Below are 12,668 nucleotides of genomic sequence, written 5' to 3' on the forward strand. Positions count from 1 at the left end.
AGATGTATTCCCGGATATCGCCGGAAACGACGGAGAATGGCCCGACCCGATCCGGAATCGGCCGAAACTGACCGATCTCACTGCATTCCGGGTTCCGGGTGGTGGCCGAGCCCAATATTGCCGGCGCTGGGTCCGGGCACCGGGCCACCGGTTGTATCGTCCGACCGATTCGCCTTCCGATCCACCCCGTCCGGTGATTTCTGCTCCCGGATCGGCGCATTCGGCCCGGGCCCGGTCCGACACGGTCCGGCCGTACCGCGGAGGCGCCGGACGGTATTCGTACCCGGGACAGGAGGCAGCGGCATGGGAGCCGATTTCACCCGTTGGGCCGAGGTGGTGGTCACCCGCCGCTGGACGGTCCTCGTCGTCACCGTGACAGCGCTGCTGGCTCTCGGCGGCTACGGTCTCGGCCTCGGCGACCGGCTCGGCTCGGACGGCTGGCACGATCCGGGGTCGGAATCGGCGCAGGCGGCGCAGGTGCGCGATCGGGTGTTCGGCCGCGATCAGAGCTCCGATGTGCTGCTGGTGTTCCACGCACCGGCCGGCGGGACCGTCGACGATCCGGAGTTCGCCGAACCGATCGTTGCGGCACTGAACCGGCTGCCGGAACGTTTCCCGGACCGGATCGAGCGGATCAACGGCACCTACTGGCCGACCGATACCGGTGTCACCATGCCCGATGTCTTCGGCACACCCGATCGCGCGCACGCCTTCGCGTCGCTCGCGCTCCGGGGCGACGACAACACCACCCGGCTGCGCAACTATCACGCCGTGGCCGAACACCTCCGGATCCCGGGCGTCGATATGGAGGTGGCCGGCGCCGTTCCGGTCGGCACCGCGTTGACCGACACCATGGCCGAGGACCAGCTCCGGATGGAGTTGATCGCGATCCCCCTGGTCGCGGTGCTGCTGGTGATCTTCTTCGGTGGGATCGTGGCGGCCGGGCTGCCGCTGATCGTCGGGGGGCTCACCGTGGGTGCCGCATGGGGGGTGCTGCGCCTGCTCACCCTGGTCATGGACGTGAACTCGTTCACCTCACCGGTGGTGTCGATGGTCGGACTGGGCCTGGCCATCGATTACGGGCTGTTCGTGCTCAGCCGGTTCCGCGACGAGCTCGCGGACGGGCACGACCCCGCCGCCGCGGCGCGGCGCACCGTCGGCACCGCCGGGCGGACGGTGCTGTTCTCGGCCGTCGTCGTGGTGGTCGCCGCCGCCGGAATTCTCGTCTTCCCGCAGGGCTTCCTGCGTTCGTTCGCCCTGGGTGCGATCATCACCGTCACGATTGCCGCACTCACCTCGATCACGCTGCTGCCGGCCATGCTCGCGGTGCTCGGCCGCCGGGTGGATCTGCTCGCGGTGCCCTGGTTCCGGCGCCCGGCCCGCGACGACGACCGCAACGTCTGGGGCCGGATCGCAGGTGCCGTCATGCGGCGGCCCCGCACCGTCACGATCGCGGTGAGCCTGGGCCTGCTGCTGCTGATCGCGCCGCTGCAACATCTGGCGTTCGGATCCATCAACGAGAAGTTCCTGCCGGCGGAACATCCGGCGCGGCTGGCCCAGCAGCACTTCGACGAGCTGTTTCCGCTGCGCCGCATCGACCCGATCGACCTGGTGGTGATCACCTTCGACACCCGCAGCGCCGAAGCGCAGGTCGTCGAAACCGCCAACCGGGCACCGGGACTGGCCGCCCCCTTCCCCGATCTGCTGCACTGGCCGGGTCGCAGCGATGTCCTCACCACCCAGACCGTGCTCGCCGGCGACGCCGACCCCGAGGCCACCATCGACTATCTCCGGTCCATGCCGTTGCCGCCCGGTACGACGCTGCTGGTCGGCGGGCAGCCCGCCGTGGAGTCGGACAGCATCGACGCCCTGGTGCAGCGGCTCCCGCTGATGATCGGGTTCGTCTTCCTGTCCACCACCGTCCTGCTGGCCGTCACGTTCCGATCACTGGTGCTGCCGTTGCAGGCCGCGGCGCTCAACCTGCTCGGGCTCGGCGCCACCCTGGGCATCCTGACCTGGATCTTCATCGACGGTCACGGCGCCGAATTCCTCGGCTTCACGCCGCAACCCATCATGTCGCTGGTCCTGGTGGTGATCGTGGCGGTGATCTACGGCCTGTCCACCGACTACGAGGTGTTCCTGCTGTCCCGCATCGTCGAAGCCCGATCCCGGGGCGCCACGACCGAGGCGGCCGTCCGCACCGGGGTCGCGCAGACCGGCCGCATCATCACCACCGCCGCCCTGATCCTGTTACTGGTGGCCGGTTCCTTCGCCGCCTCCCAGCTGCTGATGATGAAATACATTGCGGTAGGCCTGGTCACGGCGCTGCTGATCGATGTCACCGTACTGCGTGCGCTGCTGGTCCCGGCCACCATCAGGATGCTCGGCGACCGGTCCTGGTGGTGGTTCCCGGCCCGGGATGCGCGCGGCGGCACCGGCGCAGCCACCGCCGGTCCGATGGCTCCGGAGCACCCCGCGGCCGACCGCGTCTGAGGCATCGGGGCCCGCCGCCGCGTGGCGCGGCATCGGCGTGCTCGTCCACGGCGCTTCCGCATCGCAGTCGCCTCCAGATGCCGGTGCCGTACCCGGCGTCGAGGCGGCACACGCAGCCCGCTGCGGCGGCGCGTTCGCGCCGAATCCGACATTCACCGCCGGTCCGGCAGCCGGTCACTGCTGCGTGGCAGCCGCACTTCGAAACGGCAGCCGGTGGCGCGGTTCTGCACGACGATATCGCCGTGGTGGGCCGCGACCAGGCCGGCCGCAATGGCCAGGCCCATACCGCTGCCCGCGGGCAGGCCGTCGCCGGCGATCGGCGAGCGGACCGAGGTGCCCCGGTAGGCGACATCGAAGATGTGCGGCAGGTCGGATTCGGCGATTCCGGGACCGGTGTCGTCCACCCGCACCCGGACCCGATCGGATTCCGCACCCGCGGAGATGGTGACCCGGCCGCCGGGCGGCGTGTGCGTGATCGCATTGCTCACCAGGTTGGTCAGGACCCGGCGGAGTTCCCGGTCGGCGCCGGCCACCACCACCGGGTCCGGCGGCTGTTCGGCCTGCAACTGCACCGCGGCGCGGGCCGCGGTAGCTTGCTGCGCGGCCAGCACCTCGTCGATCAGTTCGCGCAGATCGAGTGGTTCCGGTGCCAGCCGCAGTGCCCCGGCGGAGATCTTCGACATCTCGAACAGGTCGTCGACCATGGCGGCGAGGCGGCGGGTCTCACCGCCGATCTGCTCGGCGTACCGGGTGACATCGGCGGTGTCGGTGACCACCCCGTCGGCCAGCGCCTCCGACATGGCCCGGATCCCGGCCAGGGGTGTGCGCAGATCGTGACTGACCCAGGCGACCAGCTCCCGGCGGGACCGTTCGGCCGCCCGTTCCTGGTCGCGGATCTGTTTCTCCCACACGGTGCGTCGCGCCTGTTCCCGGCCGAGCAGCAGGGCGGCGGGCACCGTCACCGCGGCGACGACGGCCAGCACCACGGCGGTGCGCTGCAGTTCATCGGTGAACATCAGTCCGCTGACGCCGATGATCCCCGCGAGGGCGGAGATCGTCGGAATGAGTACCAGCACCGCCATGCTCACGGTCAGTGACCGGTTGCCCAGCGCCCACAGCAGCAGCGCGCCGAGCAGCACGACCGGTACCGAGCACGCCAGGGTGTAGCCGACGAGTTCGACGGTGTCCTCAGGCATCGGCGCCGCCCGCGGTCCGGCCCCAGGCATAGCCGCGGCCCCAGACCGTATCGATCCGATGGTGTGCGCCCAGCTTCGCGCGCAGCCGTTTCACATGAACCGTCACCGTCGACAGATCGCCGAAGTCCCACCCCCAGACCCGGGCCAGCAACTGCTGCCTGCTGAACACCTGGTCGGGGTGCCGCAGCAGGAAGACCAGCAGATCGTATTCGCGGGCGGTGAGGTCCACCGGCCGCCCGGCCACCGCCACCAGCTGGGCGGCGGTGTCGACCCGGACGGCGGCGTCGGTGAGCACCGCCGGGACACCTACCGGCCCCGGCCGGGCCCGGCGCAGTACCGAGGACACCCGCAGCGCCAGTTCGCGCGGACTGAACGGTTTCGTCACGTAGTCGTCGGCGCCGGCTTCGAGGCCGAGCACCCGATCGTCCTCCTCCCCCAGCGCGGTCAGCAGAATGATCGGCGTATCGGGTCGCGGCCCCGACCGGATGGCCCGGCACAACGCGATCCCGTCCGGCGGCGGCATCATCACATCGAGCACCGCCAGCTGTACCGTGCCGTCGGCAAGCGCATCGCGCGCCGCCGCCCCGTCGGCCGCCTCCAGCACCGTGCGACCGTCGCGTTCCAGATAGCGGCGGACCACATCGCGCACCACCGGACTGTCGTCGGCGATCAGGACGGTCGCGGCGGCCGAGCCGGTTGTCGGAGCGTTCATCGCCTCACCAGGTTCGTCGGGATCGGATGGCCGGCACCGATCGGATACGGTGGACCGAGCTCATCCGACCGAAAGTGTCGGACCCCCGAGTGATACTCGGATCATGGGTTATGCAGCCATACGGCAACATTCTCACAGGGGGCGGTCACCGGGCGCCCTTCCACCACGGCGCGGCCGTAGCAGCCGGTCCCTGTACGTCCACGGCTACCGCAGCGCATCACCGATACCGATCGTAGGATCCTTCGGGGCGTTGCTGGTGGGCATCCCGGTCGTCGTGCTGGCCGGCCTGGCCATCATAAGCATGGCCGCCCCCGAAGAACCGCCTGCTCCCGTCGTGGAGAATTCGACCGTCGCACCGGCACGACCTGCTGCTCCGCCACCGCCGTGCTACCCGTTCCAAGGCCCCTGCTGAACCCGCCACGGCGGGAACGGCCTCGACCAGCGGTCGTCCGACGAACCCGGAAGGGCACTCCAGCCCGCCGGACGACCACCGGCACAGCGCGTCTCCGCGCGCCGCCGAGCGGCGGCACGAGTTACGCTAGGCACCCGCCCGGCCGGAGGCCACAGTGAGCTGTCGAGTCTATGCTCACGCACAGTGGGTGATCGACTCGGCTGAGGTGAGTCCCCGCCCGACGAACCCGGCAGGTCCGTCCGTGGTCACCCCGGCCGTCTACGCTCCGTTGCGCCCGGAGCCGCCAGTACGATCGAGGTGTGACCGTCAGCTGGAGCAGCCCGCAGTCCGCGCCCATCTCCTGGGAAGAGTTCCTGGGCCTCGACGAGGAACTTCGTCGTGACATGGAGCTCGTCGACGGCTATCTGGTGCCCCGGGAGCAGCGCAGCCGTGGTCATCAGAAGATCGGGACCCGGCTGGCGAATGCGCTCGAACGCGCCGCGGTGGCGGAGATGCAGCAGGACGGCGGCGGTGCTTGCTACGAGACGAACACCGAGATCGATGTCCTGCTGTGGGAGGTTCCTCCCACAGCGCGCAAACCCGATGCGGTGCTGCACCGGTGCCTACCGGAATACCAGCAGCTGACGGCTGCGGATTGCCTGATCGTGGCGGAAGTGCTGTCGACCTGGTCGGCTCGCCGGGACCGGGTGCACAAAATGAGCGACTACGCAGACGCCGGGATCCCGCATTACTGGCTGGTGAATTTCGACAAGATCGGAGCCTTGACCGTCGAGCGGTATGCGCTCTCCGCCGCTACCGGGCCATATACCCACATCGGCACCCTCCACCGAGACATGGGGCCGGTGGCTGTTGACATATCGGACCCCTTCCCGATCGAATTGATGTGGCAGGAACTCGAGATCGCTCCACCGAGCTGATCATTCGATCGGGTCCTGCCGTTGAGGCGTGGGGTGTACGGAGTGATCCGCTGAAGGTGCGGAGACACGCGAGAGCGCCGTCTCCGCAGCGACATCCGTGATCGGCCGGGTGTGGCAGTGCTGGACCGGACGGCGAGACCTTCAATCGACATCGTGCGTCGGCGTGCGTCATGCCGGGGTGCCCGTTGTGTCGGCCCCACTCGGGACTTTCGGCTTCGGGCGGGCCATCCGCGGTGTCGCGGCGGTTGCGAGGCCCACCGCGCAGACCGCCGCGGCGACCAAGAATGGCACGACGGCGTGGTCATGGCTCCGGGTCAAGACGGCGCCGGCGACGGCAGCGGCGATAGTGGCACCGACCTGCCTGGTGGCGTTGAGGACGCCACCGACCGCGCCAGTGGTCTCGGGGTCGGCGTGTTCGACCGCGAAGGCGACCAGCGCGGGCAGGGTCCAGGAAACCCCGAGACCGGCGAGCAGCAGCCCGCAAGCGAGGACGACCGGCAGGTGATGGTCGACGATCGCAACCGCGACCAGGCACAGTCCGACGGGGAAGGCGATGAAACCCATGCGGATCGGTCGCAGTGGCCCGTGCGCAGCGACGATGCGCCCGGTGAGCAGGGGGTTCACGGCGACCAGCAACGTCATCGGCAGCAGCGTCACTCCGGCCCCTACTGCTGTGGTGTCGAGCAGCAGCGGCACGGAGAAGATCACGGTCGTCAGGGCGTAGTTGACCGCGGCACCCCAGCCGAACGCGGTCCACACCGCGCGATTACGACGCAGCGCAGGTGGAACCAACGGTGCCGGTGAGCTGCGATCCACCGTTGTGGTGCCGACGGCGAGGCCGACAGCGAGCAATCCGAAGACAGCCGCCAGGAGCCAGGAACGTTGACCGGCCTGCGTGATGGCAAGTGTTGCGGTGGCCAGCGTTGCCGCCAGCCCGATGTGCGGAAGCCCGGAGATCTCCCGCGCGTACCGCCTGGTGATGATCGGCGTGCGGCACAGCACCAGGACGACAACGGCCATGGGGGCGTTGATCAGGAAGACCGACCGCCAACCATCGGCCACGATGAGCCAGCCACCCAGCACAGGTCCGGCGGCCATCGCGACACCGCTGATCGCTGCCCATGCGCTGATCGCGCTACCCCGGCGCGCCGAGTCGGGATACAGGCCGGCGATCAGGCTCAGGGAGCTCGGGATGATGGTCGCAGCGAACAGCCCCAGCAGCGCCCGAAAGACCAGCAGCGCTGCGAGCGTGGGCGCGAGCGCGCAGCCCAGAGAGGCAGCGGCGAAGCCGATGACGCCGAGGATGAAGACCCGGTAGGCCCCGCAACGATCGGCCACGCTGCCGCCGAAGACCACAGCGGCCCCCAGCACCATCGTGTAGATGCTTGTCGCCCACCCCACCCCGGTGACATCGGTGTGGAGGGAAGACATGATGCTGGGCTCGGCAACAGCCAGCACGGTTGTGTCCAGCAGCACCATGAAGTAAGCCAGCGATATGCCCACGAGTTGAGGTGCTGGTCGACGCTCGGGAAGCTCGACCGAACGGGGTGAGAGGCCAGGCATGGATCTCCTCGATCATGAAACGGTTTCGTCGAGACCCGACACTCGGCTTTCCGCGGCCTCGATTCGACCGGTGAAACCGAATCGGCATTCGGAATATCCGAACACCCGCCTAGAGTGGTTCCGTGGACCTTGATCAGCTACGGACCGCGATCGCCCTGGTCCAGCATCGAACCGTCAACCGGACCGCAGCCGCGTTGAACCTGGCACCGTCGTCGGTTTCCGATCGAATTCGCCGACTCGAGGGCGACCTCGGGACTTCGTTGTTCACCCGCGATCGAAGCGGGATGCATCCCACCGCGGCCGCATGCACCTACCTGGCGTCTGCGGGCGAGGCGCTCGAGATCCTCGACACCGCGGCGGAGCGACTCCACGCTGCGCCCGGACTCACCGTGGGGGCACAAGCCTCGATCGCCGGTGAACTCCTTCCTGCGGTCTTGGATGACCTCCGACGAGCGCAGCCAGACCTCAACGTGCTGCTACGCTCCGATCCCGACCGAATCCGGCTCCTCGCCGCGCTCGACCACGGTGAGATCGACGTCGCTGTGCTCCTCGATGTCGGCCAACACGTCGGCGACCTCGGATTCGCCCGCCCCGCTGCAGCGATCGAGTACCTCGATGTGCGCGAGGTCCCTATGTCCGTCGTCGTGTCGCCGGACCATCCGTTGCTCGGCCACGCAGTCACGATGCAGGAGATCCAGCGAACAGGCCGCCTCATCGGCCGGGAATCACGCTGCTCCTTCTGGATGGCCACGAAGCGCTGGCTCGGACCCGACACAGACCTCACAGCCGTCGGCGGATTGGCCCAGATCCGCGAATGGGTCGCCACCGGCCGCGGAATCGCCCTGCTGCCCACGTTCACGATTCATGCCGACCTCTGCTCACGACGCCTCGCCCAGCTCGACGTGCGCCCGCCCCCACTGCAGCTGAGACTCATCTGGCGCGAGGACCACGAGGACGCGAATGCGCTGCGCCACCTGCTCTACGCCCTCACGCAGGCATGAATCCGGGGTCCGCGAGGCGGATAAGCACACCAAAGGCTCACGGGTGAACCTTCGAGGCCGTTGTCTGCTGCTGTCCGGTCCACACCGGCCAGTGTCTTCTTCAGATCGCATACTGCATCGACGCTCTGCACCGTGACTTCCCGAACAGCACCGAGCGCGGCCGCTTCGTCGGTCAGCCGGTCTCTTGCGGCAGCGCCGCAAGCCCGAACAGCACTGCCGATCATCGACGCGGATACCGAAGAGCAGCGGGCCGGCTGGAAAGCGCTTGCGACAACTGCCCTCGACAGTTTCACTGCCTGGCTGTCGGGGAGCCGGTCGGCACTGCAAACGGAACTTGCACAATTGTCCGAAGGATTGAACAGTGCCGCAGACGGACTGGAATCACAGGATTCGTATTCGGCGATAGCTACTTCCGGAATCCGGAATCACCGGGCAGATCGCGAACCTCGACCTGCCCGGCCTGCAGAAACACGACGTGCCCGCGGCCCGGCAGGCCGGCCTACCAGGATGCGGTTTCGCGTTCCGCGTCACGAAGCCGGGTGGTGGCCCGGTGGATCCACTGCTCGAACAGCTTCTGCAGGTCGGCTTCACCGGCCGGGCGTACCCGGACGTGTTCCCGGTTGGTTTCCATCAGGTAGCGGCCGTCGCCGTCGATGTCGAACAGTTGCGCCGCATACCACGGGTCCCGGCGCTCCTCGAGGGTTCCGGTACGCAGCCCGGCGACGGCACCGCCCGTGTGCCGCCGCTGCAGCAGTTTGTCGAAGCGGTGACGCGGTGGTTCGCCCCAGCCGAAGTTCGCGGCCGGGGCACGGAGGTCGGCCACGTGGAAGGTCTGTGACTGCTCGCCACCCGCCGGGGTCGGGGGCAGCATCCAGGCCAGCTTTCCGGGCAGGGCGTCGTCGCGGAACATCCGGCAGCGGATCCGTTCCTCCACACCGTCGGTCACGGTCTGGGAGAACATCACCGACCGGTGCGTTCCGTGTGCACCGAGCAGCCGGTACTCCCGATTCCGGCCGCCGCCCAACTGGGTGGATTCGCCCAGCACCTCGATGCGCACCTGGGCGTCGGTCAGCGTACGGAAGGCGAGTTCGATCGCATCGAGTTCGTCGTCACCGTATCGGGTTCGAACGGTGCTCCGGTGGTGGTGTACCTCGTCCAGGGTGGCGAACCGGCTGGTGTAGCCGAGCGGGAAGGGGAACCGGTCCCGGGCCCGGCCCAGCCAGAGCGCGGCGAAATCGTCTGGTTCCCAGGTCCATTCAGCCATCGTGGGCTTCCCCTCCGATCACGCCGCCCGGGACCGTCTTGGGGATCTCGCCCAGCAGTTCGTTCGTGTTCTCCATATTGCGCAGGTAGTCCGGCAGCTCGTGCTTGTCGTCGTCCGCGCCTTGTCCGCCCCGGCCGCCGCCCATACCGCCCATGCCCATCGGCATGCCGCGACCGGGTGCCCCGGCCGCCGCCGCGGCAGGTGCGAGCCCGCCCGGACCGCCGACACCGCCCGGCATGCCGGGCAGGGAGCGACCGGGCCCGGGTGCATTCGGGCCACCGCTGCCTGGGCCGCCTCCGCCCGGCAGACCGCCGCCCGGGCCGCTGCTCGGAGCGCTGGCCGGGGTACCCGCCGGGGTGGTGCTCGCCGGTGAAGTCTCGGTTTCGGAGGTGGCCGGTGTCGTCGATTCCGTGGAGTCGTCGGTTGTCTCGTTCTCGGTGCCGTCGTCGGTGCTCTCGTCGCCGGTTCCGTCGTCGGTACCGTCCTCGGCCGGATCCTCGGTACCGGGCTCCTCGGCCGCGGGATCCTCTTGGGTGAGGTTCGTCCCGGGCCCGGTGCCATCGCCGTTGCCGTTTCCGTCGTCGTCACCCGGCGCCGGACCGGATTTCGACGGATCGAACTCGAACAACGGCTCGGTCGGACTCACCGGGCTGGACAGCACCGGGATCTGCCCGTCCTGGGCGACGAACTCGGTGACGTAGTTGTTCTGCATGGCCTCGCGGGCCTCGTCACGCTCCCGCTCGATCCGATCCTTGGCCTTCGATCCCTCCCAGATACCGATGTCCCAGCCCTGTGGGTTGTACACCGACACCGAGTCGATCGGTTCGGAGACCCCGGCCTTGGTGCGGGTGATCCCGTCGATCGCCGCATTCACCCTGCCCGCGAGAGCATTCAGTTCCGTGGTGAACCCGGCGGACCGGGTGAGATAGTTGTCGATCGCCTGCCGCGACGCTTCGGCCGCCGGACCCTGCCAAGCCGAGGAACTGGAATGCCTGATCCGCGCCCGGAACTGCTCGGACGCATTACTCCACATATTCGAGAGCTCGGTGTAGTCGTCGGCCGACTGCCGCGCGGTATCCAGCACCAGCGGATCGAACGCCCGGAAAATCGGCCAGTGCTCCCAGCTCTGCGCATTCTCACCCGAGGTGATCTTCGCGGGCTCGTTCTCCCCGGTCACGGCTGACCCACCCCGACACTCGTGATCCCCGGCTGAATCGGGCCGCTGCCGGTGGAGATCCCGCTCTCCGGCATATCTGCCATCAGCCGGTCGTATTCGGCGGCGAAGGCTTCGTCTTGTTCGCGGTAGCGTTGGGCGATGGTGCGGTGGAGGGTTTTCAGGTCCTCGAGGATGACCTTGTGTTCCTCCAGAATATCGTACACGTTGTTATCCGAATCGAAACGTGATCCCGTATTCATAGCTTTGCTTCGAAAACGGCCCACCAGCACCTCCGCGGAAGTCAGACCCTCCACGAGTTCACCCAGACCCCAGTCTTTGCGGTCAGCGATATCTTGGGCAATCACTTGCATCTGCACGATTTCATCGATAAACGCCTGGCAATCTCGCTCTATATAGGCGAACTCCGCAGCGTTGACGACGACATCATCACTGAAACCTACCGACAAATTTCCGTTCGTAGCCTCGCCGATCAAGGCAGCCAACGGTGTATCATCCGACATCGTTCATTCCCCAATATCCAACATGCTAGCCAAACCTGACCGGTATCGAGTCACCGGCCATCAGAAATGGTCGGTGCTAGCATATTCCCCAGTTTCTCGGCGATGTCACACGAATGTCGACCCGCCGAAGCCCGACTTGATGGCGTGTTTGTAATCGAGATCTGCATCGAACCCCCCGCCATCTCGACGTTGAGCAGACAATGTTCTGAGCCACCATTGTCCACTGGTTTCCAGTAGGTGAGTGCAGGCCGTCCGTCCATCGTCAGTTCTTCACCCAGGACCCACTGATCGGACTCACGGATCATCGGTAGCGTGACAGTTGTCACGGTAATCCCGGCACCGAACCCGCTGGACTGCACCCACGTGCAACCCTTCCACTTCCGCTCCACACCGGGGGTGTTCCAATTGTCGTCGACCCGCCCCTTGGTGAGATCCTCCGCATCGATCACTTCCTGCGGCAGATCACACCCATCGAACCCCGTCGGCAGTGGCACGTCGGTCGTCGTAGCCTGACCGACCGCCGGATCCGGGTCTCCCGCCCCCTCCCCGCACCCGGTGAGCACCAGTGCACCCACTGCCAGCAGACCAGCCGTCAATCCGGAACCACGAAGCACGTGAAACCTCTCCCCGCTCACATCGAACAGCGGAACTCCCCGCCCGATCGGCGACCAGCCTACCCCACCGGCCCGCCCGGCACGCGCCGGCGCCGGCTTCCACATGGGTCCGATTCGCCACCGAGAAGGTTGGCAACTCGGCGGTCACAAGCGTCCGCGCCCGCAACTCCTTGCACGCCCTGCCCCGAGCGATCGGCAACAGTGAGAAAGACACTTCCGTAACAGGTTTCGGTAGCAACCATCGGCCGCGACCCGGACGGAGCGGTACCCACCAAGCCTCCGCCGCGGCGAACTCCGGCCGAGCGGGTCGCACGACGACGCGAGAGCGCGGCACGTGTTCGAACGCTTCGAGTCGTGCCCCATCATGCTGCGGAACGATGCCGGTCGGCGACCCGTCGGATCCGCACCATCAGGGCAGCCGAGGGAACCACCTTGCCGTTGAGATATGTGGACAACCGGGATCCGGAGGTGCCGATATCGGCCGCGAACTCGGCATTGCTCAGTCCCGAATCCGCTACGGCGCGGCGGATTTCCTCGGCGACCTGCCGGCGTTCGGATTCTTCGGCGCGACGGCGCGCACGGTCCAGCAAGCTGTCCATGATTTCGGCTACGCCGTAGGGGCGCGAGTACGTCAGGACTTCTTCCAGTTGCCTGGCGGTACGCCCCCATGGGTCGCGGCGCAGCTCCCGGCCTATGCGCCGCCAGTCGTCGAGATCGCCACGCTCCAATGCGGTGTGGATGGCTTCGGTCGGCCAGGTCGACACGGGCGCGGCCGGATCGATGTTCAGGTTACGGAAGTTCAGGGACATCGTCGCCATC

At 67.7% G+C, this 12,668-nt stretch carries 11 protein-coding genes and 1 pseudogene; 4 read left to right on the top strand and 8 right to left on the bottom strand.

Features of this window, described 5'->3' with window-relative positions; genetic code table 11:
• Positions 1-303: 303 nt before the first annotated feature.
• Positions 304-2,493 carry an MMPL family transporter gene (locus AC1HFH_RS16170; protein WP_480243607.1) on the top strand — a complete coding sequence of 730 codons (2,190 nt, stop codon included), beginning with the start codon at positions 304-306 and terminating at the stop codon, positions 2,491-2,493.
• Between the two features lie 152 nt (positions 2,494-2,645).
• Here AC1HFH_RS16170 and AC1HFH_RS16175 read toward each other — a convergent pair whose 3' ends face one another.
• Together AC1HFH_RS16175 and AC1HFH_RS16180 are read right to left on the bottom strand one after the other, a co-directional pair.
• Positions 2,646-3,689 (bottom strand): sensor histidine kinase, encoded by a 1,044-nt coding sequence (locus AC1HFH_RS16175; RefSeq protein ID WP_480243608.1) that lies wholly within the window; start codon positions 3,687-3,689, stop codon positions 2,646-2,648.
• On the bottom strand, positions 3,682-4,401 hold the full coding sequence (locus AC1HFH_RS16180) for a response regulator transcription factor (protein WP_480243609.1): 720 nt from the start codon (positions 4,399-4,401) through the stop codon (positions 3,682-3,684). Before AC1HFH_RS16180 ends, AC1HFH_RS16175 begins: the two co-directional genes overlap by 8 nt.
• Positions 4,402-5,112: 711 nt before the next feature.
• On the opposite strand from AC1HFH_RS16180, the gene AC1HFH_RS16185 reads away from it, so the two are divergent.
• A complete protein-coding gene (locus AC1HFH_RS16185; RefSeq protein WP_480243610.1) occupies positions 5,113-5,730 on the top strand; it encodes a Uma2 family endonuclease in 618 nt (205 codons plus the stop codon).
• 168 nt (positions 5,731-5,898) lie between these two features.
• Here AC1HFH_RS16185 and AC1HFH_RS16190 read toward each other — a convergent pair whose 3' ends face one another.
• Positions 5,899-7,233, bottom strand: a complete 1,335-nt coding sequence (locus tag AC1HFH_RS16190) for an MFS transporter (RefSeq protein WP_480243611.1) — start codon at positions 7,231-7,233, stop codon at positions 5,899-5,901.
• A 182-nt stretch (positions 7,234-7,415) separates the two neighbouring features.
• Between AC1HFH_RS16190 and AC1HFH_RS16195 the strand changes: the two are divergent.
• Both AC1HFH_RS16195 and AC1HFH_RS16200 read left to right on the top strand, forming a co-directional pair.
• Positions 7,416-7,538 (top strand): annotated as a pseudogene (locus tag AC1HFH_RS16195) (LysR family transcriptional regulator); the annotation flags it as partial.
• A gap of 39 nt (positions 7,539-7,577) precedes the next feature.
• Positions 7,578-8,294, top strand: coding sequence for a substrate-binding domain-containing protein (locus AC1HFH_RS16200; RefSeq protein ID WP_480247873.1), 717 nt, complete (start codon positions 7,578-7,580; stop codon positions 8,292-8,294).
• Positions 8,295-8,793: 499 nt separating this feature from the next.
• Here AC1HFH_RS16200 and AC1HFH_RS16205 read toward each other — a convergent pair whose 3' ends face one another.
• The 5 genes from AC1HFH_RS16205 to AC1HFH_RS16225 all read right to left on the bottom strand — a co-directional run bounded on the left by AC1HFH_RS16205 (position 8,794) and on the right by AC1HFH_RS16225 (position 12,667).
• On the bottom strand, positions 8,794-9,558 hold the full coding sequence (locus AC1HFH_RS16205) for an ESX secretion-associated protein EspG (RefSeq protein WP_480243612.1): 765 nt from the start codon (positions 9,556-9,558) through the stop codon (positions 8,794-8,796).
• Entirely contained in the window at positions 9,551-10,735 is a 1,185-nt protein-coding gene (locus tag AC1HFH_RS16210) for a WXG100 family type VII secretion target (protein ID WP_480243613.1), read from the bottom strand. The genes AC1HFH_RS16205 and AC1HFH_RS16210 overlap by 8 nt, the downstream gene beginning before the upstream one ends.
• A complete protein-coding gene (locus tag AC1HFH_RS16215; protein WP_480243614.1) occupies positions 10,732-11,217 on the bottom strand; it encodes a hypothetical protein in 486 nt (161 codons plus the stop codon). Before AC1HFH_RS16215 ends, AC1HFH_RS16210 begins: the two co-directional genes overlap by 4 nt.
• 68 nt (positions 11,218-11,285) lie before the next feature.
• A complete protein-coding gene (locus AC1HFH_RS16220; RefSeq protein ID WP_480243615.1) occupies positions 11,286-11,849 on the bottom strand; it encodes a DUF3558 domain-containing protein in 564 nt (187 codons plus the stop codon).
• A 362-nt stretch (positions 11,850-12,211) separates the two neighbouring features.
• Positions 12,212-12,667 carry a helix-turn-helix domain-containing protein gene (locus tag AC1HFH_RS16225; RefSeq protein WP_480243616.1) on the bottom strand — a complete coding sequence of 152 codons (456 nt, stop codon included), beginning with the start codon at positions 12,665-12,667 and terminating at the stop codon, positions 12,212-12,214.
• Between the last annotated feature and the right edge of the window lies 1 nt (position 12,668).

The organism is Nocardia sp. KT25-26 (assembly GCF_056627695.1).